General features: G+C 59.2%; 25 protein-coding genes and 1 tRNA gene. 8 read left to right on the forward strand and 18 right to left on the reverse strand.

Going from position 1 to position 25813, the window contains the following annotated elements; all coding sequences use genetic code 11:
- Nucleotides 1-85: 85 nt before the first annotated feature.
- From BK659_RS22785 to dibA, 6 genes are all read right to left on the reverse strand, one after another.
- On the reverse strand, nucleotides 86-1075 hold the full coding sequence (locus tag BK659_RS22785; protein ID WP_054595059.1) for a sulfate/molybdate ABC transporter ATP-binding protein: 990 nt from the start codon (nucleotides 1073-1075) through the stop codon (nucleotides 86-88).
- A 3-nt stretch (nucleotides 1076-1078) separates the two neighbouring features.
- Entirely contained in the window at nucleotides 1079-1951 is an 873-nt protein-coding gene (gene cysW, locus BK659_RS22790; RefSeq protein ID WP_123427293.1) for a sulfate ABC transporter permease subunit CysW, read from the reverse strand.
- Between the two features lie 13 nt (nucleotides 1952-1964).
- A complete protein-coding gene (cysT, locus tag BK659_RS22795) occupies nucleotides 1965-2783 on the reverse strand; it encodes a sulfate ABC transporter permease subunit CysT (RefSeq protein ID WP_123427294.1) in 819 nt (272 codons plus the stop codon).
- Between the two features lie 177 nt (nucleotides 2784-2960).
- Nucleotides 2961-3974 (reverse strand): sulfate ABC transporter substrate-binding protein, encoded by a 1014-nt coding sequence (locus tag BK659_RS22800; protein WP_123427296.1) that lies wholly within the window; start codon nucleotides 3972-3974, stop codon nucleotides 2961-2963.
- Between the two features lie 148 nt (nucleotides 3975-4122).
- Nucleotides 4123-4305 (reverse strand): sulfur starvation response protein OscA, encoded by a 183-nt coding sequence (oscA, locus tag BK659_RS22805; RefSeq protein ID WP_040071968.1) that lies wholly within the window; start codon nucleotides 4303-4305, stop codon nucleotides 4123-4125.
- Between the two features lie 221 nt (nucleotides 4306-4526).
- Complete coding sequence (gene dibA, locus BK659_RS22810; protein WP_123427298.1) at nucleotides 4527-6446, reverse strand: phosphodiesterase DibA; 1920 nt, start codon at nucleotides 6444-6446, stop codon at nucleotides 4527-4529.
- Nucleotides 6447-6593: 147 nt separating this feature from the next.
- On the opposite strand from dibA, the gene desA reads away from it, so the two are divergent.
- On the forward strand, nucleotides 6594-7772 hold the full coding sequence (desA, locus tag BK659_RS22815; protein WP_123427300.1) for a delta-9 fatty acid desaturase DesA: 1179 nt from the start codon (nucleotides 6594-6596) through the stop codon (nucleotides 7770-7772).
- A 145-nt stretch (nucleotides 7773-7917) separates the two neighbouring features.
- Nucleotides 7918-8907: a GGDEF domain-containing protein gene (locus BK659_RS22820; protein ID WP_123427302.1), complete on the forward strand. Its 990-nt coding sequence runs from the start codon at nucleotides 7918-7920 to the stop codon at nucleotides 8905-8907.
- Nucleotides 8908-9046: 139 nt separating this feature from the next.
- Here the strand turns inward: BK659_RS22820 and BK659_RS22825 are convergent, their stop codons facing one another.
- The 3 genes from BK659_RS22825 to gabD form a co-directional block, all read right to left on the reverse strand.
- A complete protein-coding gene (locus BK659_RS22825; protein WP_123427304.1) occupies nucleotides 9047-10261 on the reverse strand; it encodes a response regulator in 1215 nt (404 codons plus the stop codon).
- A gap of 136 nt (nucleotides 10262-10397) precedes the next feature.
- Nucleotides 10398-11675: a 4-aminobutyrate--2-oxoglutarate transaminase gene (gabT, locus tag BK659_RS22830; RefSeq protein WP_123427306.1), complete on the reverse strand. Its 1278-nt coding sequence runs from the start codon at nucleotides 11673-11675 to the stop codon at nucleotides 10398-10400.
- Nucleotides 11676-11851: 176 nt separating this feature from the next.
- Nucleotides 11852-13294 (reverse strand): NADP-dependent succinate-semialdehyde dehydrogenase, encoded by a 1443-nt coding sequence (gene gabD / locus BK659_RS22835; RefSeq protein ID WP_123427308.1) that lies wholly within the window; start codon nucleotides 13292-13294, stop codon nucleotides 11852-11854.
- A gap of 349 nt (nucleotides 13295-13643) precedes the next feature.
- Here gabD and BK659_RS22840 point away from each other — a divergent pair.
- Nucleotides 13644-13720 (forward strand) — tRNA-Arg (locus tag BK659_RS22840).
- Between the two features lie 51 nt (nucleotides 13721-13771).
- Here the strand turns inward: BK659_RS22840 and BK659_RS27795 are convergent.
- The gene (locus tag BK659_RS27795) at nucleotides 13772-14209 is read right to left on the reverse strand and encodes a hypothetical protein (RefSeq protein ID WP_185015447.1); all 438 of its coding nucleotides are present in this window, start codon (nucleotides 14207-14209) and stop codon (nucleotides 13772-13774) included.
- Between the two features lie 51 nt (nucleotides 14210-14260).
- Here BK659_RS27795 and BK659_RS22850 point away from each other — a divergent pair, with 51 nt between their 5' ends.
- Complete coding sequence (locus BK659_RS22850; RefSeq protein WP_103319461.1) at nucleotides 14261-14761, forward strand: hypothetical protein; 501 nt, start codon at nucleotides 14261-14263, stop codon at nucleotides 14759-14761.
- A gap of 12 nt (nucleotides 14762-14773) precedes the next feature.
- Entirely contained in the window at nucleotides 14774-15016 is a 243-nt protein-coding gene (locus BK659_RS22855) for a hypothetical protein (protein ID WP_123427310.1), read from the forward strand.
- Nucleotides 15017-15238: 222 nt separating this feature from the next.
- On the opposite strand, the gene BK659_RS22860 is transcribed toward BK659_RS22855, so the two are convergent.
- The gene (locus BK659_RS22860; RefSeq protein ID WP_123427312.1) at nucleotides 15239-16237 is read right to left on the reverse strand and encodes an AraC family transcriptional regulator ligand-binding domain-containing protein; all 999 of its coding nucleotides are present in this window, start codon (nucleotides 16235-16237) and stop codon (nucleotides 15239-15241) included.
- A 69-nt stretch (nucleotides 16238-16306) separates the two neighbouring features.
- Between BK659_RS22860 and BK659_RS22865 the strand changes: the two genes are divergently transcribed.
- A complete protein-coding gene (locus BK659_RS22865) occupies nucleotides 16307-17182 on the forward strand; it encodes a sterol desaturase family protein (protein ID WP_123427314.1) in 876 nt (291 codons plus the stop codon).
- Between the two features lie 68 nt (nucleotides 17183-17250).
- Nucleotides 17251-17433: a RhuM family protein gene (rhuM, locus tag BK659_RS28465; RefSeq protein WP_475848144.1), complete on the forward strand. Its 183-nt coding sequence runs from the start codon at nucleotides 17251-17253 to the stop codon at nucleotides 17431-17433.
- A 119-nt stretch (nucleotides 17434-17552) separates the two neighbouring features.
- On the opposite strand, the gene BK659_RS22875 is transcribed toward rhuM, so the two are convergent.
- Both BK659_RS22875 and BK659_RS22880 read right to left on the reverse strand, forming a co-directional pair.
- Nucleotides 17553-17861, reverse strand: coding sequence for a type II toxin-antitoxin system RelE/ParE family toxin (locus tag BK659_RS22875; RefSeq protein WP_123427316.1), 309 nt, complete (start codon nucleotides 17859-17861; stop codon nucleotides 17553-17555).
- Nucleotides 17858-18157 carry a type II toxin-antitoxin system prevent-host-death family antitoxin gene (locus tag BK659_RS22880; RefSeq protein WP_123427318.1) on the reverse strand — a complete coding sequence of 100 codons (300 nt, stop codon included), beginning with the start codon at nucleotides 18155-18157 and terminating at the stop codon, nucleotides 17858-17860. The genes BK659_RS22875 and BK659_RS22880 overlap by 4 nt, the downstream gene beginning before the upstream one ends.
- Nucleotides 18158-18349: 192 nt before the next feature.
- Between BK659_RS22880 and BK659_RS22885 the strand changes: the two genes are divergently transcribed.
- On the forward strand, nucleotides 18350-18949 hold the full coding sequence (locus tag BK659_RS22885) for a transglycosylase SLT domain-containing protein (RefSeq protein ID WP_259740298.1): 600 nt from the start codon (nucleotides 18350-18352) through the stop codon (nucleotides 18947-18949).
- Between the two features lie 4 nt (nucleotides 18950-18953).
- Here the strand turns inward: BK659_RS22885 and BK659_RS22890 are convergent, their stop codons facing one another.
- The 5 genes from BK659_RS22890 to pgaA all read right to left on the reverse strand — a co-directional run bounded on the left by BK659_RS22890 (nucleotide 18954) and on the right by pgaA (nucleotide 25624).
- Entirely contained in the window at nucleotides 18954-19133 is a 180-nt protein-coding gene (locus BK659_RS22890) for a hypothetical protein (protein ID WP_123427320.1), read from the reverse strand.
- Nucleotides 19134-19255: 122 nt separating this feature from the next.
- Nucleotides 19256-19777 carry a poly-beta-1,6-N-acetyl-D-glucosamine biosynthesis protein PgaD gene (pgaD, locus tag BK659_RS22895; RefSeq protein WP_123427321.1) on the reverse strand — a complete coding sequence of 174 codons (522 nt, stop codon included), beginning with the start codon at nucleotides 19775-19777 and terminating at the stop codon, nucleotides 19256-19258.
- Nucleotides 19774-21132 carry a poly-beta-1,6-N-acetyl-D-glucosamine synthase gene (pgaC, locus tag BK659_RS22900; RefSeq protein WP_123427323.1) on the reverse strand — a complete coding sequence of 453 codons (1359 nt, stop codon included), beginning with the start codon at nucleotides 21130-21132 and terminating at the stop codon, nucleotides 19774-19776. Before pgaC ends, pgaD begins: the two co-directional genes overlap by 4 nt.
- A gap of 1 nt (nucleotide 21133) precedes the next feature.
- Nucleotides 21134-23131: a poly-beta-1,6-N-acetyl-D-glucosamine N-deacetylase PgaB gene (pgaB, locus tag BK659_RS22905; protein WP_123427325.1), complete on the reverse strand. Its 1998-nt coding sequence runs from the start codon at nucleotides 23129-23131 to the stop codon at nucleotides 21134-21136.
- Nucleotides 23132-23143: 12 nt separating this feature from the next.
- Nucleotides 23144-25624, reverse strand: coding sequence for a poly-beta-1,6 N-acetyl-D-glucosamine export porin PgaA (gene pgaA / locus BK659_RS22910; RefSeq protein WP_123427327.1), 2481 nt, complete (start codon nucleotides 25622-25624; stop codon nucleotides 23144-23146).
- Nucleotides 25625-25813: the final 189 nt, after the last annotated feature.

Consider the following 25813-nt stretch of genomic DNA (forward strand, 5'->3'; position numbering starts at 1 on the left):
GCTCGCTCCCACAATGGAACGGTGCTGACCACAAATTCTGTGATCAACCGAAAACCCTGTGGGAGCGAGCCTGCTCGCGATGCTTTTAAAGGTTGGCGACTTTCTGCCAGACCTTGGGTTTGAAGAACAACGTCTCGCCCTTGGCCAGCCCGGTCAGGCTGTCGTGGTCTTTCACCACTTCCGCTTCAATCAGCTCACTCTGGCCTTCGACCTTCAAGGTGATGCGTGTAGTTGCACCCAACGGACGTATATCGCGCACTTGCGCCGCGTGGTGATCCGCAAGCTCAGTGCGCGACAGCGATACTTCGTGAGGACGGAACAGCACGTGGTTGTCGTCGCCCAGGTGCAGACGGTTCGAATCGCCGAGGAAGTGGTACACGAAGTCGCTGGCCGGGTTTTCGTAGACGTCGCCCGGTGAACCGATCTGCTCGATCACGCCCTTGTTCATCACCACGATGCGGTCGGCCACTTCCATCGCCTCTTCCTGGTCGTGGGTCACGAACACCGAGGTCAGGTTGATGTCTTCATGCAAGCGCGCCAGCCAGCGACGCAGCTCTTTACGGACCTTGGCATCCAGCGCGCCAAAGGGCTCGTCGAGCAGCAAGACTTTCGGCTCAACCGCCAAGGCACGGGCCAGCGCGATGCGCTGGCGCTGACCGCCGGAGAGTTGTTCCGGGTAGCGATCCGACAGCCAATCCAGTTGCACCATGTTCAGCAGTTCGTGGACTTTGACCGCGATCTGGCTTTCGCTCGGACGCTGGTTTTTCGGCTTCATACGCAGGCCGAACGCGACGTTGTCGAACACTGTCATGTGGCGGAACAAGGCGTAGTGCTGGAACACGAAGCCGACGTTGCGATCACGCACGTCATGACCGGACACGTCTTCGCCGTGGAACACGATACTGCCGGCGTCCGGGGTTTCCAGACCGGCGATGATCCGCAGCAGTGTGGTTTTGCCACAGCCGGACGGGCCAAGCAACGCCACCAGTTCGCCGCTCTGGATGTCCAGGTTGATGCTGTTCAGCGCCTTGAAGGCATTGAAATTCTTGCTGACATTACGGACTTCGATCGACATGACTTATTCCTCCGCGGCGCTGGTGCGCAGGCGGTTAATACGGGACTCGCTCCATTGCTTGAGCAGCAAGATGAAGAGCGCCAGGATCAGCAACAGGCTCGCAACGGCAAACGCGGCGACGTGGTTGTATTCGTTGTAGAGGATCTCGACGTGCAGCGGCAGGGTGTTGGTCACCCCGCGAATGTGCCCGGAAACCACCGACACCGCACCGAACTCACCCATCGCCCGGGCGGTACACAGCACCACGCCGTAGATCAGGCCCCACTTGATGTTCGGCACAGTCACATGCCAGAACATCTGCCAGCCGTTGGCACCCAGCAAGCGTGCGGCTTCCTCTTCTTGCGTGCCCTGCTCCTGCATCAGCGGGATCAGTTCACGCGCCACAAACGGCACGGTGACGAAAATTGTCGCCAGCACGATGCCCGGCAAGGCGAAGACGATCTGGATATCGTGGTCCTGCAACCACGGACCAAAAATCCCCTGAGCGCCGAACATCAGCACATAAACCAGACCGGCGATCACCGGCGACACCGAGAACGGCAAGTCGATCAGGGTCACCAGCATGCTCTTGCCACGGAACGAGTATTTACTCACGCACCAGGCCGCGCTGACGCCGAACACCAGGTTCAACGGCACCGAAATCAGCACCGCAATCACCGTCAGCTTCAGGGCCGACAAGGCATCGGGCTCAAAGATCGCGGTGAAGAACGCGCCGAGGCCAAGCTTCAGGCCCTGGGAGACCACGATGAACAGCGGCAACAACAGGAACAGCGCAAAAATCAGCCAGCCAAGGCCGATCAGAATTCGCCGTGAAACGGCACTGCCACGGCGCGCAGCATTGGCCGAAGACGCGGCAGCAATAGACGATTGGGACATTTTCCGCGCCTCCTTATGGGGTTTCGATGCGCCGCTGCAACAAGTTGATCAGCAGCAACAGGACGAAGGAAACCACCAGCATCAGCACGCCAATGGAGGTAGCGCCGGTGTAGTCGTATTGGTCGAGCTTGACCATGATCAGCAGCGGCAGGATTTCGGTTTTCATCGGCATGTTGCCGGCAATGAAAATCACCGAACCGTACTCGCCAACACCCCGAGCAAACGCCAGGGCAAACCCGGTCAGCCAGGCCGGCAGCAGTGCGGGAACCAGAATGTAGCGGAACACCTGCAACGGCTTGGCGCCCAGGCACGCGGCGGCCTCTTCGATCTCTCGCGGGATGTCAGCGAGTACCGGCTGCACCGTACGCACCACGAACGGCAACGTGACGAAGGTCAGCGCCAGGGTGATACCGAGCGGCGTGTAGGCGATCTTGAAACCCAGGTCCGCAGCGAACTGCCCGACCAGACCGGTCGGCGTGTACAGCGCCGTCAGCGCAATACCGGCCACGGCCGTCGGCAGTGCGAACGGCAGGTCGATCATCGCGTCGATGATCTTGCGTCCGGGGAAGGTGTAACGCACCAGCACCCAGGCCAGCAACGTACCGATGATGCCGTTGATGATCGCGGCGCACAGCGCGGTGCCGAAACTGAGCTTCAACGCCGCCAGCACGCGTGGCGCCGAGATGATTGCCCAGAACTGGTCCCAGGTGAGTTGAGCGGCATGCACGAACATCGCCGCCAATGGAATGAGCACAATCAGACTGAGGTACACCAAGGTGTAGCCCAGCGTCAGCCCGAAGCCGGGTATGACGGGGGAGATACGACGCGACATAAAAGTCCCTGGTTGAAAAAATCAATCAGCTAAGCGCATCCATGTGGGAGCGGGCTTGCTCGCGAAGAGGGGGTATCAGTCAACATTTAAGTCGTCTGACACTCCGCCTTCGCGAGCAAGCCCGCTCCCACATGTTACGCGCCTAAGCTTAAGGTTCGTTGTGTGGCTCAAGTCAGGTTACTGCGCCTGATAGATCTGGTCGAACACGCCACCGTCATTGAAGAATTTCGGTTGAGCGGATTTCCAACCACCGAAGTCCTTGTCGATGGTCACCAGCTCCAGGGTCGGGAACTGTTTGGCGTACTTGGCAGCCACATCCTTGTCACGAGGACGATAGAAGTTTTTCGCGGCGATCTCCTGACCGGCCGGGCTGTACAGGTGCTTGAGGTAGGCTTCGGCGATCTGCTCATTGCCCTTCTTCTCGGCGTTCTTGTCGACGACCGCCACTGGCGGTTCGGCGAGGATCGACAGCGAAGGCACGACGATGTCGAACTTGGCAGCGCCGCCCTGTTCTTTCAGTGCGAGGAAGGCTTCGTTTTCCCAGGCCAGCAACACGTCACCCTGACCGTTGTTGACGAAGGTAATGGTCGAGCCGCGAGCGCCGGTGTCCAGCACCGGAACGTGCTTGAACAGCGTTTGCACGTACTCTTTGGCCTTGGCTTCGTCACCGCCGTTGGCTTTCAGGCCATAGGCCCAGGCCGCAAGGAAGTTCCAGCGCGCACCGCCGGAGGTTTTCGGGTTCGGGGTGATCACTTCAACGCCGTTTTTGGTCAGGTCGCCCCAGTCCTTGATGCCTTTGGGGTTGCCCTTGCGCACCAGGAACACGATGGTCGAGGTGTACGGCGTGCTGGCGTCCGGCAGGCGTTTTTGCCAGTCGGCCGGCAGTGTCTTGCCGAGTTTGGCGATTTCGTCGATGTCACCGGCCAGTGCCAGAGTCACCACGTCGGCCCGCAGCCCATCAATCACCGCCCGGCCCTGTTTGCCCGAACCACCGTGGGATTGCTGGATCTTCAGGTTGTCGCCAGCGTGGTCTTTCTTCCAGAAATTGATGAACTCAGCGTTGTAGTCCTGATACAGCTCGCGGGTCGGGTCGTACGACACGTTGAGCAGTTCGTAATCCTTGGCAACCGCGGAACCGGCAAAAATGGCGCTGGCCAGAGCGGCCAAAGCGTAACGGCGAATCGACGACATGGTGCAGCTCCTGAATTCTTTTGTGTTGGCTGTTCTTAATGGAGTTCTGGAATCGGGTTGCCTGTTTAAAAGATCGCAGCCTTCGGCAGCTCCTACACCCATCCCCCCCGTAGGAGCTGGCGAAGCCTGCGATCTTTTGATCTTTGTTTCAGCTCGGCTTGCTGCCCGGGTTCTGCAAACGGAATTTCTCTTTGCGTTCGATCTGAACCACCTGGGCGTTATGCACGGTGATCTCCACTGCCCCAAAGCGCAGATCGCGCAGTGCGCTCTGGATCTCGCGCAAAATGGTTGCTTCATCCTGGCCGTCAACGCTACGTAGAGATGCGCTCATGGTGCTGCTCCTTCAATGAGATGTGCCTGGCAGTGGCGGCACTGCTTGCGGCGTGAGAGCAATAGTAGATAGGCGCAGATATTCTTAAAAATACTATTTAAGAATGTTTATATAACCGAAAGACATTATTTGACGGAGCAAGGGGTTGCGCGGAGGTTGAGCGCCGAAGATCAAAAGATCGCAGCGTGTAGGAACTGCCGCAGGCCGCGATCTTTTGATGTTTAACGAATGACCGGAGCCCGCGCCCAGTCCAGCTCATGAGCCGGCATCGGTCGACCGAACCAGTAACCTTGCCCCAGATCGCAACCCTGCTCGAGCAAAAATGCCGCCTGCTCAACCTGCTCGATGCCTTCGGCATGGACCTGCATGCCCATGCTTTGCGCAAGGGCGATGATCACTCGAACGATCGCCGCGTCATCCTCATCCCACGGCAGGCCGGCGACAAAGCCCTGGTCGATCTTGAGCTTTTGCACCGGCAGACGCTTGAGCCGCAGCAGCGACGAATAACCGGTGCCGAAGTCATCGATAGCCAGGCGCACACCCAATTCGCGCAAGCGGTGCATTTGTTCCAGCGCGACTTCCGGATCCTCCATCACCGCGCTTTCGGTCACTTCCAGTTCCAGACACGCCGGGTCCAACCCCGTGTCGTGCAGCACTTGAGCCACCCGTTCAAACAGCTCGCGTCGGGCAAACAGCCGCGTCGAGACGTTCACCGCGATAAACGACAGCACCACCCCGGCCTTCTGCCAGGCACACATCTGCTGACAGGCCTGTTGCATTACCCAGGCATCGATTTCGGCGATCAACCCGGTGCGCTCGGCAATCGGAATGAACTCGCCCGGCGCCACCAACCCGCGTTGCGGATGCTGCCAGCGAACCAGCGCTTCAACGCCAATCAAGCGGCTGGTCTTGAGGTCGTGCACCGGCTGGTAGTAAACCCGCAACTCCTGCTGCTCCAGCGCGCGACGCAATTCAAAGGCCATCTCGACCCGGTGCTGGGCGTGAGCCGTCAGTTCCTCGGTGTACAAGGCATAGCCGTCGCGCCCCGAGTTCTTGGCCTTGAACAGCGCCGAGTCAGCGTTGCGCAGCAATTGTTCGGCGCTCAGTGCGTCGCTGGGAAACAGGCTGATACCGACGCTGGCGTTGATGAACAACGGGTGAGCGTCGATGACGAACGGCTCTTTCAAACCATCGATGATCCGCTGCGCCAACGCGGCCGCCTGCACCAGTTGCGGACAGTTCTCAGCCAGCACGGCAAACTCGTCGCCACCCAAGCGCGCCAGCGTAATGCCGGGGCCGAACATGCCTTGCAGGCGCACCGCCACGGCTTTCAGCAACTGATCGCCGACGTTATGCCCGAGGCTGTCATTGATCATCTTGAAATGGTCCAGATCGATCATCAGCAACGCGCAACCACGCTTGTGGGTCTGCGCCGAAGCAAGCGCCTGCTCGACGCGATCGCTGAACAGCAGACGATTGGGCAGGTCGGTCAGCGGGTCGTGGTGCGCCAGATGCGCGAGCTCGTGCTCGGAATTCTTGATCGCGCTGATGTCGGAAAACACCGCCACGTAGTGGCTCGGCTGGCCGTGGTCATCGTGAATGACCCGGATGGTCTGCCATTGCGGGTAAATCTCACCGCTTTTACGCCGGTTCCATATCTCGCCGCTCCATTCGCTGGTGCAGTTCAGACTCTGGAACATTTCTTGATAGAAATCTGGCGGATGGTGGCCGGACTTGAACAGGCTGGGCCTATGGCCCAACACCTCTTCGGCCTGATAACCGGTGATTTCCATGAAGGCCCGATTGACGTGGACGATCAACCCCTCGCGGTCAGTGACCAACACCCCTTCGCGCGTGCAATCGAACACCGCCTGCGCCTGGCGCAATCGTGCGCGATCTTCATTGCGGTGGCGCAATTTGGCGCCGATCCCGAGAAAACCCAGCAACCGTGCCCGGGCAATGAAGATAAACCCGGCGCTCAGCACCACCCAGGCATAACCGTTGATCAGTTGCCATCGCTGAAGATCAGCGGATTCATCGAATAAATTGGTTAATAAATAACCAGTGAATTCCAGCCAAACGACAGAAAACACCAGGTAGAGCAGCGCTGCACGCAAAGCATCGCGATAAGAAGCAGACATTCGACGGTCCATGTCCCTACAAAAAAGGTTGGAATTATAGATTAAAGAAACATCCAGCCACTCTTATCTGAAAGGGCGACTGGTTTTATCTGTGTGCTGAGTGATAATGCGCCTGCTGTTTTTTCTTTATCGAGGGCCATACAGCCTATGTGGTACGAAGGTTTACTCGGCTTGTCGCCCTGGCAACTGGTGGCAGTCACTCTGTTAATGACCCACATCACCATCGTGGGCGTCACGGTTTATCTGCATCGCTATTCAGCCCATCGCTCCCTTGAGCTCAATGCCGGCCTGAAACACTTTTTCCGCTTCTGGCTGTGGCTGACCACGGCGCAGAACACCCGCGAGTGGACCGCTATCCACCGCAAGCACCACGCCAAATGCGAAACCGTCGATGACCCGCACAGCCCGGTGATCAAAGGTCTGTCCACGGTCTTGCGCAAAGGGGCCGAGCTATACCGCGCCGAAGCGGAGAACGCCGAAACCTTGCGCATCTACGGCAAGAACTGCCCCGAAGACTGGATCGAACGCAACCTCTACAGCCGTTATCCGCTGCTGGGCGTGGCGATCATGGGCGTCATCGATTTGCTGCTGTTCGGCACCATCGGCATCACCGTCTGGGCGATCCAGATGATGTGGATCCCGGTGTGGGCCGCTGGCGTGGTCAATGGCCTGGGCCATGCCGTTGGCTACCGCAACTTCGAATGCCGTGATGCGGCGACCAATCTGGTGCCCTGGGGCATTCTGATCGGTGGTGAAGAACTGCATAACAACCATCACACCTACCCTAACTCGGCAAAACTGTCGGTGAAAAAGTGGGAATTCGACCTCGGCTGGGCGTGGATCCAGGTCTTCAGCTTCCTGCGTCTGGCCAAGGTTCAGCGGGTTGCGCCGATCGCCCACCGTGTCGAAGGCAAAGGCAGCCTGGACATGGACACCGCCATGGCGATCCTCAACAACCGTTTCCAGATCATGGCCCAATACCGCAAGCTGGTGATTGGCCCATTGGTCAAGCAAGAGCTGGAAAAGGTCGACCATTCGGTTCGCCACCAATTCCATCGCGCCAAGCGCCTGCTCTCGCGTGAAACCAGCCTGCTGGATGACAAACACCATGTGCGCATCCAGACCATGCTCGAGCACAGCCAGGCGCTGAAGGTAATTTACGAGAAACGTCTGGCCTTGCAGCAGATCTGGATCAAGACCAGCTCAAATGGCCACGACATGCTGGCGGCTATCAAGGACTGGGTCCATGAAGCCGAAGCCAGCGGTATTCAATCGCTGCGCGACTTCGCCAACCAGTTGAAAACCTACTCGCTGCGCCCCGCCTGACACCGTTGATCGGTGCGCCCCGTTCGCGGGCGCACCCTTCGGAACTAAGCTTCAAATCCCCTATCTCAAAGAGCACTTCGCCACCCAGGCGGGCTTTGTTGTGGCCGCTGTCGAACTCGCGGCACGCCCTTTGAGATATGTGCCGATGGTCAATAAGAATCCTGAAGACCTGTCCCTCCCTCAGTGGCCCGAGGCTGCGCAAACCCTGATGGCCTTGATGCATGCCCAGGGTGAAGTCGCGCGCCTGAGCGAGCGTGAGCAGTTGTTCAGTTCGTTGCTGGTCAGCGTCAACGCCATACTCTGGGCTTTCAACTGGGAAACACGTCAGGTGCTGTATGTCAGCCCGGCCTATGAACGGATTTTCGGTCGTTCGGCCGGCCTGCTGCTGGCCGACTATCACCAATGGCGCGACAGCATTTACCCGGATGACCTGGACTACGCCGAACGCAGCCTGGCCCAAGTGCTGGAAAAAGGCGCCGTTGAAGACCGCGAGTACCGAATCATCGCCGCCGACGGCCAGGTGCGCTGGCTCAGCGACAAGTGCTTTATCAATCGTCAGGCCGAACCCGGACAACCGCTGATCGTGGTCGGTTTCGCCGAGGACATTACCGAAAAGAAGCAGCTGGAAACCGAGCTGCAACGCCTCGCTACCACCGATATGCTGACCCAAAGCAGCAACCGCCGACACTTCTTCGAGTGCGCCAGCCGCGAGTTCGAACAAGCGCGGCTGCAAGGTTCATCGCTGGCGTTTCTGCTGCTGGATATCGATGACTTCAAGCTCATCAACGATACATACGGCCACCCGCAAGGCGACCATGTGCTGCAACAGCTCGCCGAATGCGGGCGTGCTGCGTTGCGCCGTGGCGACCTGTTCGGGAGAATTGGTGGTGAAGAGTTTGCAGCAGTGTTTCCCGGTTGTACGCCGGACATGGCAAGGCACGTCGCCGAGCGTCTGCAACAGGAAGTTCAGCGCTTGAGCTTCAGCCATGAAGGCCAGACCTTCGGCATCACCGTCAGCCAGGGCCTGACCAGCCTCACCGCCGAAGATGAAACCCTCGACAACCTCTACACCCGCGCCGACGCCGCGATGTATGAAGCCAAACGCCAGGGCAAGAACCGGATCATCTGCGGCTGACAGGCTCAACACCGTCCCCCTGTGGGAGCGAGCTTGCTCCGGGCGGCGATCCGACGATGAGGTGCTGACATTCACCATTGATGCTGGCAGACAGTCCGCCATCGCGAGCAAGCTCGCTCCCACAGGGTTTGTGCAAAGCTTACTTTTTGCGCAAGCGCAGCAATTCCGGCAGGCCGATCTTGAGCAGGCGCGCTGTTCGGCTTTTCGCCAGCTCTTCAACGCCTTCATGCTCGGTCAGTCGTGCAAGTTGCGCCGCCATGTTCATCACCAGCGCTTCCCGGGAGTAAACCCCGCCACCGAGCTGATAGACCGCTGCAATCAACTCCCGCAGCTCCAGCGGAAGCCGCCAGCGGGTGCGCAACGCAGAACCGTAGGCCGCGCCAAACTCAGCCAGCGCGTCGCCAACCTCCTCCAGCTCATCCAGTTCGCCCCCCGCCTGCATCCACTCCTGCAAGCAACGCAGCAGCGCCAGATCGCCGAGGCGATGAAGCATGCCGGCGCAATAACAACGCTCCTGATCGAGATCGAGCAAGCGCGCCAGGGTCCGTCCGTACTCGGCAGTGTGCAGTGACAGCTGCCAGTAGCGCTCGGCGTAATCGGACAGGCACGGATCGCTCAGCTTCGCACTACGCTTGAGGGCCAGGCCAAGGATCAGGTTCATGCTTTGCCCGGTGCCCAGACGATGCAAAGCCTGGGACACGGTCTGCACGGTGTCGCCAAGGTGTTGCGCGGCGCTGTTGGCGGCGGCAATCAACACAGCGGTGATCTGCGGGTCGGTGCGCACTTCCTCTTCCAGCAGCTTCAGATCGAGGCCATTGGGATTCAGGCTGCGCTTGACTGCCAGTTGCACGTCGGTAAGCAGCGGCGCACCGTCCGCCAGCTCACGCCGACGCTCAAGGAAAGTCGACAAGGTCATGCCAGGCGCCAGCGCCGGGACATCACAGGAAACTGTCTGACCCGCGCTCAGCAACAAGTCCTGCAGACGTTGCGTCAGGCCTTCCATGTTCAGGGGTTTGGTCAGATAGGCCGTCGGCGCCAGCGGCAACGCCTCGCGCACGCTGGCGCTGTCGTTGCGGCTGCTCATCAAAATGAACGGCAACACCGGGTTACGCCACCGCTGACGCACGCTACGCAGCAAGCCCAGGCCATCGACACCGGGAAGCTCCCAATCGGCGATCACCAGGTCGTAGGGATGTTCGCTCAGCAACTCCAGCGCTTGCCGGCCATCGGCGCACAGGTCGAGCCGTGCGTCACAGCGCACGTGCAACAACACCTGCTCGAGCAGGTCTCGAGACCAAGGGTCAGCCTCGGCGATCAGTACTCGCGGCACAGCAGGTAAATCAACAGCGGTCATCAGTTCACTCCGAGGCAATGCCTGCACCTTAGACAATGCTGGCAATTCGATACAGCGTAAAAGTCGCCGATGTGTTTCAAGAGACAAAAAAAACCCGCCGAAGCGGGTTTTTTGTCGATCAGGTCACACTGGGCAATCAGAGCTCGGAGAAGCACTCTTCGATGATCGCCAGACCTTTGTCCAGTTGCTCGTCCGGCGAAGTCAGCGGCACCAGTACGCGCAACACGTTGCCGTAAGTACCGCACGACAGCAGGATCAGACCCTTGTCGCGCGCCTTGGCCACAACTTGGGCGACGGCGGCGGCGTTAGGCTTGTGGCTGTCGCCGTTTTCGAACAGCTCAACCGCGATCATCGCGCCCAGGGCACGCACTTCACCGATCACCGGGTACTTGGCCTGGATGGCCTTGAGGCCAGTCACCAAACGCTCGCCAACCGCTTTGCAGCGATCCAGCAGGTGCTCTTCTTCGAACACTTCCATCACCGCCAGCGCAGCGGCGCAAGCGATCGGGCTACCGGCGTAAGTGCCGCCCAGGCCGCCTGGAGCGATGGCGTCCATGTATTCAGCCTTGCCGCACACACCGGCCAGCGGGAAGCCGCCAGCGATGGATTTGGCGAAGGTGGTCAGGTCGGCAGCAACGCCCATCTGTTCCATGGCGAAGAAGGTGCCGGTACGACCAGCGCCAGTTTGTACTTCGTCAGCGATCAACAGAATGCCGTGCTGGTCGCACAGCGCGCGCAGACGCTTCATGAACTCTTTAGGCGCGACGTAGAAACCACCTTCGCCCTGAACCGGCTCGATGATGATGGCAGCGATGTCACGCGGCTCGGCGTCGTTCTTGAAGATGCGCTCGATGCTGGCGATCGAATCGTCGATGCTCACGCCATGCAGTTCGTTCGGGTACAGCGCGCGGAAGATGCCGCCTGGCATCAGGCCCATGCCGGCCGAGTAAGGCACGACTTTACCGGTCAGGCCCAGGGTCATCATGGTACGGCCGTGATAAGCACCGGTGAAGGCGATCACGCCGGCACGGCCAGTAGCGGCACGAGCGATCTTGATGGAGTTTTCCACGGCTTCAGAGCCGGTGGTCACCAGCAGGGTTTTCTTGGCGAAATCACCTGGAACCTTGGCGTTCACTTTCTCGCACAGTTCTACGTACGGTTCGTAAGCCAGTACCTGGAAGCAGGTGTGAGTCAGCTTGTTCAGCTGCGCGGTCACGGCGGCGATGATTTTCGGGTGCAGGTGACCGGTGTTCAGCACGGCGATACCGCCGGCGAAGTCGATGAACTCGCGACCTTCTACGTCGGTCACGGTGGCGTTCTTCGCCGAGTCGGCGAAGATCGGGTGAATCTGGCCAACACCGCGTGGTACAGCGGCTTCGCGGCGTTTCATCAGGGATGCGTTGGTCTTGCTCATAAAGTCCTCATTCACCGCTCATCGGGCGGCGTGGTCCAAGGAATACGTGGCGGGGAGGCAACTACGGCAGCATGCGATGATCGACTGCCACAGCTTTCCCGGCCACCAAGAAATAACGTTTGAAGCCCGCAAAGGGACAGCGCTCTCGTGCCCTTTGCGTTTAATTCCTTACCTGATCAGATGCCCAGGCAGAGGTATTTGATTTCCAGGTAATCTTCGATGCCGTACTTGGAGCCTTCACGGCCCAGGCCCGAGGCCTTGATGCCGCCGAACGGCGCGACTTCGTTGGAGATCAACCCGGTGTTGACGCCGACCATACCGTATTCCAGGGCTTCAGCCACACGGAACACACGACCCAGGTCACGCGCATAGAAGTACGAGGCCAGACCGAACTCGGTGTCGTTGGACATCGCGATCACTTCGGCTTCGTCTTTGAAGCGGAACAGTGGCGCCAATGGACCGAAGGTTTCTTCCTTGGCCACAGCAGCGCTTTTCGGCACGTTGGTCAGGATGGTCGGTTCGAAGAAGTTGCCTTCCATCACCTTGCCACCCGCCAGCAGGGTTGCGCCTTTGCTCAGGGCATCGGCAATGTGTTCCTGAACCTTGGCCACGGCCTTGCCGTCGATCAACGGGCCGGTGGTAGTGCCTTCTTCCAGACCGTTGCCGATCTTGAGTTTGGCCACGGCCACTTTGAGTTTTTCAGCGAACGCGTCGTACACCGAATCCTGAATGTACAGACGGTTGGCGCAGACGCAGGTCTGGCCGTTGTTGCGGTACTTGGAAATGATCGCGCCTTCGACGGCCTTATCCAGGTCCGCGTCGTCGAACACGATGAACGGCGCATTACCGCCCAGTTCCAGGGAGACTTTCTTGATGTCCTTGGCGCATTCGGCCATCAGCTGACGACCGATTTCGGTCGAGCCGGTGAAGGACAGCTTGCGCACGATCGGGTTGCTGGTCAGCTCGCTGCCGATGTCGCCGGCGCTGCCGGTCACCACGCTCAGCACGCCTTTCGGGATACCGGCACGCTGGGCCAGTTCAGCCAGGGCGAAGGCAGAGTAAGGCGTTTGCGAAGCAGGTTTGAGCACCATGGTGCAGCCGGCGGCCAGGGCCGGGCCGGCTTTACGGGTGATCATCGCAGCCGGGAAGTTCCACGGAGTGATCGCAGCGGTCACGCCGATTGGCTGCTTGATCACGATCAGGCGCTTGTCTGGCTGGTGGCCCGGAATCACGTCACCGTAGATGCGCTTGGCTTCTTCGGCGAACCATTCGATGAAGGACGCGGCGTAGACGATTTCGCCCTTGGCTTCAGCCAATGGCTTGCCCTGTTCCAGGGTCATCAGGCGAGCCAGGTCGTCCTGATTCTCAATGATCAGCTCGAACCAGCGACGCAGCTTGTTCGCGCGGTCCTTGGCGGTCAGTGCACGCCAGGCCGGCAGCGCTTTGTCAGCGGCTTCGATTGCACGGCGGGTTTCGGCAGCGCCCATTTTCGGCACGGTGCCCAGAATTTCGCCCGTTGCCGGGTTGGTGACGTTGATCGTCTGACCACTGTCCGCATCGACCCAAGCGCCATCAATGAAGGCTTGCTGGCGGAACAACAGGGTGTCTTTAAGCTGCATGTCGGCTTTCCTTAACAGCACCGCGCACGCGCGGAGCAAATTATGATTGTAGAAAGGCGCCTTGAAGGCTGCCGTCAGGGAAATCATTCACCGGGCTGAAGCACATAAATAGCGCACTATTGAAGCTCGTGCGGTTCAGCACCCAGACAAGAGCGTTTGAAATCTCAAACGAATCCTAGGATCAAAGGGGGTAAAGGACAATAGGCTGTTCGAAAAAAAGAACGAAAACGCCGCATTTGCACTATTTTTCTGATCAACGTAGCAAACACCCACTCGGCGGGCGCGAAACATCAGGCTATTCAGCAGCATGGACGCCCGCAGCGCATATGAGTATCATGGCGCCCGCGCTGCACCAGTAGCTCAGCTGGATAGAGTACTGCCCTCCGAAGGCAGGGGTCGTGGGTTCGAATCCCGCCTGGTGCACCATCTTCTTTCCCTTGTATGACAAGGGAATAGCGCTCCTGACAGAAACCTGTCCTAGTCCTGAAAGTCGTTTTTGCCACAAATTTGCCACACTTGAACGTGGCAGGAATGGTCGAAATGGCAACAATCAGGAATCGCGGCGAGTATCAGTGGGAAGCGCAAATCCGCCGTAAGGGCTATCCAGCCCAACGAAAAACCTTCGAAACCAAAGCCGATGCCCAAGCCTGGGCACGCATGATCGAAAGCGAAATCGACCGGGGCATCTTTGTCTCTCGCGTCGAGGCTGAACGCACTGCCTTTCATCAACTCATTGATCGTTACATCTGCGAGATCGCTCGTCACGGTTACCGGTTGAGTCTGCAGCCAATCGCAGACGCTCAAAGGTGTCCAGGAAAGCCGGGGCGATTCAGTATTCAGATAGTGCGAGACCCAGATCAATTGCGGGTTTTCTTCCATCAGGCCGCGACCTGCCAGCAAAGTGGTGGTTTGCATCTTAGGCGCTGTTTATAGAGAATCCCCCTTTTGCTCGAAAGGATGCTCGCAATGAAGGCCGAAGGGACTTTCCAATACATGACCCCGCACGGGATCGTCTTCAACGTCTCACAGATCACCCTCACCGACAGCGAGCGCGGCCGCCTGCGCGAGCTTCATTTTGGCGAAGCGAAAAGCGCCCACTATCAGGTCAACAGCAAGGTCGTAGAGGTGTACGACAAGATGCAGGCCAAGAACCTGCCGTGCGTGATGATGATCGGCATCTCCAAGCCGCTGACCCGGCAACAGGCCGACGCCCTGGATACCCAACGCACCAAACTCGCCAACCTGGCCGCCTCCGCCTTCGGCGGCACTGCCGGTACTGTGGGCGGTTTAGCCGGGCCTGTAGGCAGTTTCGCCGCAGGTACTGTTGTAACGGCGGGTGTGCGCTCGTACGTCAATGACACTCTGCCCACCTACCATGCTGGCGACGTAATCGTCAGTATCCAGGCGCAGGTCAATGGTGGGATTGGCCCACAGCGCTCTTCCGAATCCCTGATCATCAAGACCTGAGTGGGGCTGCACATGTCCGAAATTACCCAGACGGTCATCGTCGTGGCGCTGGCCTTTCTACTTGATCGGTTTCTTAAGCCGTACCCGCTGCGCAAGTGGCTAGGGGTGACGCTGGTGTTGGCTGGCGCAATCGGCTGCGTTGCAGTGAGCCAGGCCCAGTTGCTGGGCTTTGACCTGGGATTGATGTCGGTCCTTGCCGTGCCGGTGGGCGCGGGGCTGTTCGTGACCAGGCGCCGGTTTGTGGAGGTTGGCTGAAGTGCATCATCCCTAGCTCGGCATCATCCACCAGCGCCTTGGCCAAAGCGATGTAAAAAGGGGGGGCCTTCGATTGAAGCAGGTTGACCGCCGTAGGCCGATTGCTGCCGTTTTGGTGATGGTCAATGCATTACAGCCGCAAGCCCGCCAAGAGCTTGGCGCTGCTCATTGACTGCTGTGAACCGAGCTTCCACCCGCACCAGTCGTTTCACTTCCTCTACGTTACCTACCCGCCTCGACATCGCGAATGCGATCGTCAAATGACTCACGCCGCCATCGTTTACGCGCATGCAGATAGGCAGCCAGGTCCCCGTAACCCAGTTGACTGGCAATTTGTGCGCGGTTCTCACCCAGAAATTCAAGATGCTGTTCCAGCTCGGCCCTCACCAGGTCCAGCAGCAGGCGGAACGTCATGCCTTGCTCTTCCATGCGCCGGCGCAGGGTACGCGGGCTCTGGTGTAGAGCCTCTGCCTGATTTTCCAGGCTGGGTACCACGCCGCGCGCCAGGCTTTGTCGCATACCGGCCGCGATTTTTCCGGTCCAGCCATTGAGTTGGAGATGCCGAGCGATCCGTCGGTCCATTTCACTGCGCAACAACCCCGCCATCCCGTCGTGTCGCGTCAGCAGGGGTAGCCGCAAGACGGCCTGGTCGTAATACAGGCAGTTATGCGCGCACTCGAACGCGATGTTATCCCCGAACCATCGGGTGTATTCGGCGTGGTAGATCGGCCGCGGATGAGCGAAGTGAGCCAGCACCGGCCGGACCGGTTCGCCCGTGGCTTTGCGCAGTTGGGTCACGGCCATCACGCAGTAATGTTCCACCACGTAGCGGGCCAGTTTGGCGGGTGCGTCGATACGCAGCTCTACACCCAGACCATGGGCATCGCTGATCAGCTTGACGCTGTCCATGTCCGACGCCAGCCCTGCATAGTCACCCCAGCACTGGATAGCGCCGCTGACGTCCGGGCAATACATACAGATGTACGTCAGCTCGTGGCAGTCCTGCGGGGAAAACTCGGCGAACAGGTGCAGGCCAATGGCGGGATCTTGTTGTGCTGCCGCCGTCCACAATTGCTCGAGTTCAAGCAGGCTGTAATCGCGCCGGTTACTGCGTGTCTGCTTATGCAGTACACGTTCCAGAACTTGCCCGAGCTGACCCCGATGAAAGCGATGGGCTGGCTGATTGGCCTCTTCTCGAGTGATTTTGTCCATTTCGCACATGTTGTCCGGAAGGCTCATGGTTTCTTATTGCTCAGGCAATGCCCAAGTCGGGCCTGACTCGAGATTGCCATGAATACAATAATGCTCGCCAACAATCCAATTCTGGTCGTCGCCGGGATTTTTCTGGGTTTCATCCTGCTGGAAATTGCGTGCGCCTGCTTCCGCCAACCCAAAGGTCAGCGCCGCGATACGCTGATCGAGGTCATCGGTTCGTCGCTCCTGCTGGGAGTCACCTTTCCATTGGTGATGTTCCTCAGCAACCTGTTGCTCGGCGGTCTGGCCCCTCAACTCAAGAACAGCCTGGCCAACATTCACTGGGTGGCGGGCCTTGGGTTGTTTCTGGTGTTCGATGACTTGACCCAGTACTGGTGGCATCGCCTGACCCATCGGCTGCCGTTTCTCTATGCCCTGCATCGCGCTCACCATTCGGCGCCCTACATGAGCATTCGCATCGTTTACCGAAACAACAGCTTTTACTACCTGCTGATGCCAGGCATCTGGCTGTCCGGAGCACTCATCTACCTGGGCCTGGCACCGGTTTACTACGGTTACCTGATCGTCAAAATGACGGTGATCTTCGCCGCACACAGCAGCGTCGCCTGGGATGAAAAACTCTACCGCATTCCGGCCTTGCGTCCACTGATGTGGGTCCTCGAACGAACCATTTCGACCCCCGCCACCCATGCGGCCCATCATGGTTTGAACGCCAATGATGGCGTGACCCACTACAAGGGAAACTTCGGCAACCTGCTGTTCTTCTGGGACGTGCTGTTCGGTACGGCAAAGATCACTCGGCGTCGTCCCTCAACCTATGGCATAGAGGATCTGCATCCGGTGACGTGGCAGCAAGAGCTGTTCTGGCCGCTGGTTCGTTCGCCAAAACGTGTGCAGCAAGGCGATATCAAGCAAGAGAAAAAAGCACACTCGATATCGTCCGGGTCTTGAGTTCCGAATTTGTTTTAGATGCCAGGAAAGAGGCTCACCTATCGGGCTCTTGAGAACAATAGTCGGCTATCAGCGAACATGTCAGCCACCTCTTCGCCGAGGGCGAACTCGCGAAAAATTCAGTTGTTCGGCTTTACCGAACAACTGCCGCCGATAACAAACCTTGCAACGTCAAATACTTTAGCCCGCCGCTGATTCTCGCGGTCGGCTACCGAATCCGCTCAAAACGCGGCATCCAGTTTCGTCAGTGAAATGCCCTCCGTAGGCTCGAATCCCGCGAGCGGCACCCTACGCAAAACGAGAAAGCTTCAGTCCGCAAGGACTGGGGCTTTTTTGTGGGTGATGGGAAAATGTTGCAAAGCGCAGGAAGTTATTGATCTTGGCTTCCAGACTCAAATAGACGCCCTAGATCGCGTGCGCCATGCAGCACTCGCTCTATGAGGATGTCTTTCTTGGTCAAACCATAAAAGATCAGATACCGACGGTGACTGAGCATACGCAAGCCTTTAGCGCAGTCTTCACGAACAACGCCAAGATCAGGCTGCTCGACCAATAACAAGCAGCGCTGACCCAACTCGGCGACAAAAGTCCGGGCCCGCGCGGGATTGTCCCGGGCGATGTAACGCGCTATGTGCTGCAGGTCCTCTCGCGCTATCGCAGAGAACAACAGCTGCCTCACGAGCGATTTTGCTCGGCAGCGACTTGATCAATGAGCGTGTCCAGCTCCGCAAATACCGTATCGGCGTCTATCGCTGGACGTGGGTCATTGCGGCTGGCGGCTATCGCTTCGCGTATTTCAGCAGCTTGTAACCGATCCAGAAGCTGTTGATAAGCCGCCTGGGGTAAAAGATAGGCCGCTGGGCGGTTATGATTGAGCACTGCGACGGGCTCAGACCCCGCCTGCTCGATCACGGTGCTTGGGCTGCGCTTGAGTTCCGTGATGCTGACTGAGCGGCTAGCGAGTAGTTGCTCCATGAGCAGGCTCCAAGGTACTTAAAAAGGTACCTGATAGTGCTCGATTTATAGCGCAAGGGTCAACGCACTTCTGACCAACTGCCAGCCACACCAAGGGACCGATTTGCACATCGCACCGGAGTAAAAACGCGACGTTGTATCGGGCACCCTATTTAACCGATAAGGATTGGCTGACGGCCAATTGAGTGATTTTTGCACGGACGTTTTTCAGTTGTACTCGCGGCCTTGATCCTGCTGGCAGGCTGCTCAACCACACCGCCAAGAGAGCAAAGCAACCTTTGCAGCATCTACCGCCAATACCCGGCCTGGTACGAAGACTCGCTGAAGATGGAGAAAGCCTGGGGCCTGCCGCCCCACGTGGCGATGGCGATCATCAAGCAGGAAAGCAGCTTTGTGCACGATGCCCTTCCACCACGCTACTACTTTTTGTGGGTTATTCCCTGGGGACGGGTCAGCTCGGCGTATGGCTATGCCCAGGCGCAGGATCCGGTGTGGGGCGAGTACAAGAGCGCGACCGGCAACGGCGGATCGCGTGACAACTTTGACGACGCGATCATGTTCGTCGGCTGGTACGTCGCCGGCACTCAGCGTCAGTTGGGTGTTTCCAAGTGGGATGCCTACAGCCAGTACCTTGCCTACCATGAGGGCCGTGGCGGGTTCAGTCGCCAGAGTTATCTACAGAAGCCCTGGTTGGTGCAAGTGGCGCGCAAGGTCGAGCAACAGGCGAAAGATTATGGCTGGCAACTCAGGCAATGCAGGGGCGAATTAGAGAGCAACCGCAGTTGGTGGTAGAGAGTCACGCCTTCGACGGCTTTTCATCCACGATATCCACCTCGGCAGACGCCTCCTCGTCGTCATCCTCTTCATCGTCGTCGAGCAGAAAGTCCTTGCGAGCTTCAGTAATAGCCCGGCGCATTTCTTCGCCCTTGATCGGGCAGTTGAGCATTTGGGCAATGCGGTCGATTCGTTGTGTCACGGCTGGCCTCCAACGCACCAGTAATTGACTTGATAGTGCTCGCTTTCAACGAACGAAGCCAATGCCCTGAACACTCAGACCGCAATAGCCCTGTAAAACTTTCAGTCAAACCTTACCGCAGCTCACGTCACAGGCATCTGATCGTCATTTGCCGCCAACACCAACGCCTTCTGCTGCACCAGTGAGGCCGGCGGGTGCAACTGCTTCTGGAGCTCGGGATCGATGCGCAAGAAGCGTGGGACAACGTGGCTGACGTCGCCGTCTTCGTTGTTGTGGATCACCATGGTTCCCAGATCGCGCAGCTGAGCCAAATGCTCTTCGGTCAGGTTGAAGCTTATGCTCAAGCCTTTGTCATCGACCACCGGCGCCGGCATGCGGCGCTGGGCGAAACTTTTGCTCTTGCGGTGCTGGTAACGCGCCCAGGAGATCAGGACCACCGCGTTGAACAGCGCCACCCACAAGTAGATTTGCAGCGTGCCAAGGGCGTCGAGCATCGTCGATTCGATACGCAACCCTTCATGGGTATCAATCAATGGCCAGAGGCCGCGCACCAGCAGGTACAGCAAGCCGATCCAGGCCAACACCGTGAAAAAGGCATCGATTACGACCAGAAATGGTCGTTGACGGGTTCTGATGATTTTCATTTGGTGAACTCCTCATCATCGTCATCGTTCAGCGGCTTGATGCCACGGTCGGGGCTGACCCAGCGCGCACGCTTCTGATGTTGGCCAAACAGGACTTTGGGAAAGCTGACCAGAGTGGTGAGCAAGCTGATGAACCAGAACACCAGCGGGTACCAGACCACCCAGAACATGGTTTTCCACAGCCCGCGCTCATAGCGACGGTCGATCAGGATGCTGACCGCGAACTGCAGCAGGCAGACCATCGCCAGCAACAGCCCGGTGAAGGCAGGCGGCATCAGGTGGTGTACGGCAATCGCGTCCGGCATCTCGATGAACTTGCCCAGGCCCCAGAAAATCACCGACAGCAAGAAGGTAAAGGCCCAGCCGGTGGACAGGCAGTATTCGAACAACAATGGCCAGAGGTAGCGATGACGGTATTGCCAGATGCCGCGGATGTTTTTGAACAGCACCTCGGCGCCGCCCTGGGCCCAGCGCAAACGCTGCTTCCACAACCCGGACAGGGTTTCCGGCATCAGAATCCAGCACAGTGCGCGTGGCTCGTAGAAGATGCTCCAGTGATCCAGTTGCAGCTTCCAACTGATGTCGATGTCTTCGGTGATCATGTCCGGGCTCCAATAGCCGACCCGATGCAACGCCGAACGACGGAACGCCACAATCACCCCGGACACGGTAAAAATCCGCCCGAAGACCCGCTGGGTGCGCTTGATCAAACCGATGATCGAAGAGAACTCGCCAACCTGAACCCGCCCGACCAGCGTTGAACGGGTTCGAATCCGTGGGTTGCCGGTCACCGCACCAAGCCGGGCGTTGTCCAGCATAGGAGCCACCAGATAGGCCGCCGTGTTCGGCGCGAGCAAGGCATCGCCGTCAATACACACCAGGTACTCACTGCGCGCGGCAATGGCGCCCATGCGCAAGGCCACCGCTTTGCCCTGGTTTTCCGCCAGGTGCAACACCCGCAGGCGCGGGTCCTCGGCAGCGATAGCATCGAGGACGGCGGCGGTGTTGTCCTTGGAGCCGTCGTTGATGGCGATCACTTCGATGTTCGGGTAATGCTGGCCCAGCGCGGCATGAATGGTATCGGCCGCGTTATCGCCCTCGTTGTAGCAAGGGATGAGGATCGAAATCAGTGGCTCACCCGCCAGCGGCGGTGGCAGCGTATCGTCCTTCCACGGCCAGTGGCGCTCCCAGTGCAGCCAGAAATACAGGCCACCGGCGATCCACAGTCCGGACATGAACAGCGGATAGAAAAACACGAAGTCCATCAAGAATTGCCCGGTGACCAGAAAGATCAGCCCCAGGGGAATCCCCAGGACGATCGCCAGGACCAGCAGAGCTAGAAGTCTATCCAGCATGTTATGGATTCCACTTGTCGGAGAGCGCGGGACGCACGGTTTTCAGGTCCGGCTGGTTCTCAAGGAAGTTGTCCGGGTAGTAACCGAAACTGGTCGCTCCCTGGCGTTTGAGGCGACCCATCCAGTCAGTCAGTTGCCCGCCATCGATGTCGGCGCCGCTTTTCTTCGTCCAGTCCCGGGCCTGCAATTCGAACACCGTGCGCTCCAGTGCTCCCGGCCGGACCTTGACCGTGGCCACCAACTCTTCGAGCCATTCACCCGATTGCTTGAGGGGTTTACCTTCCATCAACGGCATAGCCATCGGTGCGGTCCAGTCGTAGGTGCCGAGGAAGTCGTCGAGGTTCTGCGCGAACCAGGCTTCGCTGGGCGGATTGAGCATCGGTTCGGCGAAGATGTTGCGCGCCGTCAGCACCTGTGGCCCACGAATGGCGCGAACCTTGGCGGTGAGCTCTTTGGTGAAGTCGATCAGGTAGCGACTCTTGAACCGAGTCCAGCGCTGCATCATCGCCGGATCATCGCGCAGGGCCGCCATCGAACCCGGCAAGCCGTTGGCCGCATAGGTGCGCAAGGCCTCGGGACTGGCGTCTTCGAAGTCCGACAGCACGGCGTCGTCGTGATAGAGAATGCCGTCGACCGAGGTCAGGCGCGCCACGTCCTCGTAGATCTCACCGATGATCCGCCGCACGTTCGGGTCGAACGGCGACAGGCGCCGGTACTGCCCCGGGTCAACCGAGGTCTGGCCGGTGGCCGGGTCCCAACGGGTGACCCGTGGCAGTTTCGGATCAAGCGCGAAACTGAGCACCGGCATCCAGGCGAAAACCTTGACGTGAGCGCGAGTGCGCAGCTGCCAGGCGACCCGGTCGAAGATGTCGGCGCGAACCGGAAGGTGGCGGTTCGGGAAGTACAACGAGTGCACCAGACCGTCGCCCTGTGGATCGGCGAAGGCTTGCAGGAACACGGTGTTGGCGCCCATGTCGGCCATGCGCTGGATCAGCTTGCCCAGATTGACTTCCTGCTGGGCCGGGTCCGGGTCATAAACGTTGTCCAGGTCGACATGCACCACGCGCATCGGTGAGCTGGACTGCACCGCGACGATGCTGTTGGCAAAGTGTTCGCCATCCGGGTCCGAGGCCACCAGGAAACGCGGACTGCTCATCAGGTTGTCGAGTGCATCGAGCCCGTCATCCAGGGTCAGGGCCATCTGGTAACCCTGGGAGCTGATCACTTGCAGCGCGGTGCCATCGGCGGTGCCGTAAGGCCAGACCCAGACACGCGGATTATAACCGGTGGCCTTGCGTATTTTCTCGGTAATGGTGACCACGTCCTTGCGCAGACGAGCCTGGAAATCCGCTTCCGATTCATAGCGCCCGGTAGCCGCGTCATAACGACGAGTCGCCGCCGCCGGCTGCAGGTTGCCTTGCGGATTGGCCAGGATGCCTTTGTGGCTGGCGTCGGTGTGAGCGGCGATTTCCACCAGCCCGGACCTGGAAATTTCAGTGATCTGCGCCCAGGTCAGGAAGTCCGAACGCACCCGCATATCACCGGCGAAGTCCACTCGCTGGTTGGCCGGAGTATCGATCCAGACACCGACTGGCGCCAGCAAGGCGTGCCAGTTGTACGCCCGCAGTACCGGCAACACGCGGGTGTAAAAGCTCGAATAACCATCGTCGAAACTCAACAGAATGGCTTTGGCCGGCAGCTCGGGACCACCATTGCGCGCGGCGATGATCTGATCGACGGTGACGGGCTTGTAGCCGTTCTCACGCAGCCACGCGAGTTGCTCGATCATGCGTTCGGTGCGCACCGCGACCACCGCCTGATCGGGGTCACGGTCCTCGACATCGTGATAGGCAATTCCCAGCACATGGTTTTTCGGCCATGGCGCTTCATTGGACGGCAGCGGTCGCTGTGCCGGTGGCACAAAGGCCGGGGCTTGCTGGGCGCAGGCGCTGATCAGCAATACGCCCAGCAGAAGGATGCAACGGGTCATCAGAGGCATCTTCAAACTCTTCTAGAAACGGTAGGTAAGGTCGACGAGCAGGCGCAGATCGGTTTCACGCTCGCCGTCGAAGGGCCTATTGATCGCGCTCAACGCAGCACCGACCTCGAACACATCATTCCAGCTGAAGCGCTGGCCGTAGCTGAGCAGGCCTACACCGCCAGTGGAGTAATCACGCTGGCTGTAGGTACCGGCACCGACCTGGAACTGCTGACTCCACGAAGTTTCGTAGCGGTGATAGAGAACGTGATTGACGCTGACCGTCGGCAGGACGCTGAAGTCCGACTTTGGGTTGAAGTACGGAACGTCTTCATTTTTGCTGTTGTGGCTGGTGCCAACTTCCAGACCGAGGTCGACCTGCACCCCCGGCGCGCTGTACACGCCTTCGCGTCCGGTCAGCAACGCCTCGAGACGATTGTTGCCATCGCTGAAGTGCGACGGGCTGACCGCCAGTTTCCACTCGCGGCTTTCGTTGGCGCGCCAGCGCAGGAAACCGCTGCCGCCGTTGGCGGTGACGTCACTGTTCAGTGCCCGCAGCGGCGTATTGGCCGAGAGGTAGTCGAGGCTGCCGCCGTACTGCCAGGCATCATTGATGTCGCGGGCAATCGCCAGGCGCGCGCCCTGTTTGTTGCCATAGCCGAAGTTGTGATTGGAGACTTCCGCTTCCAGCGTCATGTCGCGGGTTCGTCGCTCAACACCGAGCCGTTCGACGCGGTCACGACCGGTGCCTTCCTGGAAGTCACCGGTGGCATAACCGGCACCTGCAAACACACGCCAGTCCTCATCGATGGGAGGACTGTAGAGCGTGGTCTCAATGCCAAAGTCCTTGCTGCCAGCTACTGCGCCGGCACCGTTGCTGCCACCGCCGTAACTCTTGCCGCCATAGGTCGACACGCGCAGTTCGGCCATGTCGTGCACCTCACGCTGACGCTCCAAACGCTGCACCGCACGGTTGTCCGGGAATCGCGCAGCGACGTCATCGGTCAACGCATCGAGCTGGCGCCACTCCTGCAAATCCTGCGCGGTATGCCCCTGCGCGACTTCCAGACCGATATCGCGCGGCGCCATGCTCTCGGTTTCCTTGAGCAGATTTTCTGCACGGCGTGGCCAGGCACGCGCCAGGTAGACATTCGCCTGCGCCAGACGCAAACCGACGTTGCCCGGTGCTTGTTCGACCAAGGCATCCAGGCCTTGCTGGCTAGCGGGCAAGTTACCGCTATAGATGCCCGCCTGGGCGGCCAGTTGTTGAGCGTCCATCCATGAATCGTTGGGATTGCCGATCGGCAAGCCTTTGAGCTCCACCCGCGGGTTTTGAGTCTTGGCCAGGTTTTCGGCGACGCTGCGTGCGTCCTTCGGCTTGTCGCTTTCCATCAAGGCGTAGAACAGCGCGGTAGTGTCTTCGACCCGGTCAGCCGAGTCGGCGTCCGGTGCGGCCAGCACTTGACGATACAAGTCTGTGGCGACTTCCGGTTGACGTTGATCCAGATAGGAAGCCGCCACCCAACGCATGGCGTAGGTTGGAATTTTCACGTTTTCAGCGAGCAGTTTCTGGTATTCGCCGATGACCTCAGCCGTGCGCGCGCGGGCCTTGAGTGCGCCCATGCGGTCGATGCGCCAACGAACCACGTCGTCGTGAGCCTGTGCATCCGGGGTCCAGGTCGCCAGCAACTGGTCGTAGTCGCTCAAGGCACGATCGGCGATGTCGTAACGTTCTTTTTCACTGCGCGTGGCAAATTCCGCCAGCCGCACGCGCTCTGCCGCCACATCACCTTCGAGGCGGCGCTGCGTCACCGGATCGATCAACCCCGGACGTTGACGGGCCAGACGCAAAGCCGGCTCTGGCAGCCGTGCGCGTTGCAGGGCGAAAACGTATTCGCGGGCGACTTCAGGTTTGCTCCCGGCGCGGATGAACGCCTGGTCGTATTCGAACAACGCGTCATAGGTCGCACCGGAACGGGTCAAGGCGTAGCCCAGCGCCAGGCGCCGGGCCGGATCGTCAGGTTTGGCCGCGACGAGAGCCTTGGCACGGTTGACGGCCTCGACGGGGTTTCCAGAATCAGCCTGGGTCATGGCCAGGCCGAGTTGCAGGTCAGCATTCGCAGGTTCGAGCGCCAGTGCCTTGCGGTAGAGCTCGGTGGCAGAGTCCCAGCGCTTGAGATTGCGGTAGGCACGAGCGGTGGCGGTCAGCGCCTGAATCGGCAGCACCCGGTTGCGCCCCTGGGTTTCATAGACCTGAACCACTTCGGCGTCGAGACCGGCCCAACTGGCGATCTGCAAATGGTCGCTGACCTGGCCGGTTGTCACCTGGTTAGCAGGCACGTTGCGTAACAGCGTCAACACCGGTGCGTAGTTACCAGTACGCGCATCGCGAATCATTTGGTCGTAGGCGGTATCCGCGAACGCCAGACTCGGCCAAAGCAGTTGGCTGCACAAGGCCACGCGAATCAGAGGGCGCAAGCCAAGAACAATAAAAGGACGAGCAATACGTGGCATTCGTCAGCATCCTTACATGGCGAGCCGGAGTCTCATACCCCCCTTGCCTGGTTCGAAACGGGAAGTCGGGCAATCACCCGACAAAGTTTTGCAAACGCAGTATTTCACGCAAGGTTAGACCACTATCAGGAACACAACATTTATTCAGATTCAGTACAACGGCTTAACCCCCGTGCACCCTACAGCCTT

The sequence above is a fragment of the Pseudomonas brassicacearum genome, from assembly GCF_003732225.1.
In the GTDB taxonomy this organism is placed as follows: domain Bacteria; phylum Pseudomonadota; class Gammaproteobacteria; order Pseudomonadales; family Pseudomonadaceae; genus Aquipseudomonas; species Aquipseudomonas brassicacearum_E.

Coding starts and splice junctions, on each gene's coding strand:
- BK659_RS22785 (WP_054595059.1), bottom strand. CDS start 1,075: ATGTCGATCGAAGTCCGTAATGTCAGCAAGAATTTCAATGCCTTCAAG.
- cysW (WP_123427293.1), bottom strand. CDS start 1,951: ATGTCCCAATCGTCTATTGCTGCCGCGTCTTCGGCCAATGCTGCGCGC.
- cysT (WP_123427294.1), bottom strand. CDS start 2,783: ATGTCGCGTCGTATCTCCCCCGTCATACCCGGCTTCGGGCTGACGCTG.
- BK659_RS22800 (WP_123427296.1), bottom strand. CDS start 3,974: ATGTCGTCGATTCGCCGTTACGCTTTGGCCGCTCTGGCCAGCGCCATT.
- oscA (WP_040071968.1), bottom strand. CDS start 4,305: ATGAGCGCATCTCTACGTAGCGTTGACGGCCAGGATGAAGCAACCATT.
- dibA (WP_123427298.1), bottom strand. CDS start 6,446: ATGTCTGCTTCTTATCGCGATGCTTTGCGTGCAGCGCTGCTCTACCTG.
- desA (WP_123427300.1), top strand. CDS start 6,594: ATGTGGTACGAAGGTTTACTCGGCTTGTCGCCCTGGCAACTGGTGGCA.
- BK659_RS22820 (WP_123427302.1), top strand. CDS start 7,918: ATGGTCAATAAGAATCCTGAAGACCTGTCCCTCCCTCAGTGGCCCGAG.
- BK659_RS22825 (WP_123427304.1), bottom strand. CDS start 10,261: ATGACCGCTGTTGATTTACCTGCTGTGCCGCGAGTACTGATCGCCGAG.
- gabT (WP_123427306.1), bottom strand. CDS start 11,675: ATGAGCAAGACCAACGCATCCCTGATGAAACGCCGCGAAGCCGCTGTA.
- gabD (WP_123427308.1), bottom strand. CDS start 13,294: ATGCAGCTTAAAGACACCCTGTTGTTCCGCCAGCAAGCCTTCATTGAT.
- BK659_RS27795 (WP_185015447.1), bottom strand. CDS start 14,209: ATGCAAACCACCACTTTGCTGGCAGGTCGCGGCCTGATGGAAGAAAAC.
- BK659_RS22850 (WP_103319461.1), top strand. CDS start 14,261: ATGAAGGCCGAAGGGACTTTCCAATACATGACCCCGCACGGGATCGTC.
- BK659_RS22855 (WP_123427310.1), top strand. CDS start 14,774: ATGTCCGAAATTACCCAGACGGTCATCGTCGTGGCGCTGGCCTTTCTA.
- BK659_RS22860 (WP_123427312.1), bottom strand. CDS start 16,237: ATGTGCGAAATGGACAAAATCACTCGAGAAGAGGCCAATCAGCCAGCC.
- BK659_RS22865 (WP_123427314.1), top strand. CDS start 16,307: ATGAATACAATAATGCTCGCCAACAATCCAATTCTGGTCGTCGCCGGG.
- BK659_RS22880 (WP_123427318.1), bottom strand. CDS start 18,157: ATGGAGCAACTACTCGCTAGCCGCTCAGTCAGCATCACGGAACTCAAG.
- pgaD (WP_123427321.1), bottom strand. CDS start 19,777: ATGAAAATCATCAGAACCCGTCAACGACCATTTCTGGTCGTAATCGAT.
- pgaC (WP_123427323.1), bottom strand. CDS start 21,132: ATGCTGGATAGACTTCTAGCTCTGCTGGTCCTGGCGATCGTCCTGGGG.
- pgaB (WP_123427325.1), bottom strand. CDS start 23,131: ATGCCTCTGATGACCCGTTGCATCCTTCTGCTGGGCGTATTGCTGATC.
- pgaA (WP_123427327.1), bottom strand. CDS start 25,624: ATGCCACGTATTGCTCGTCCTTTTATTGTTCTTGGCTTGCGCCCTCTG.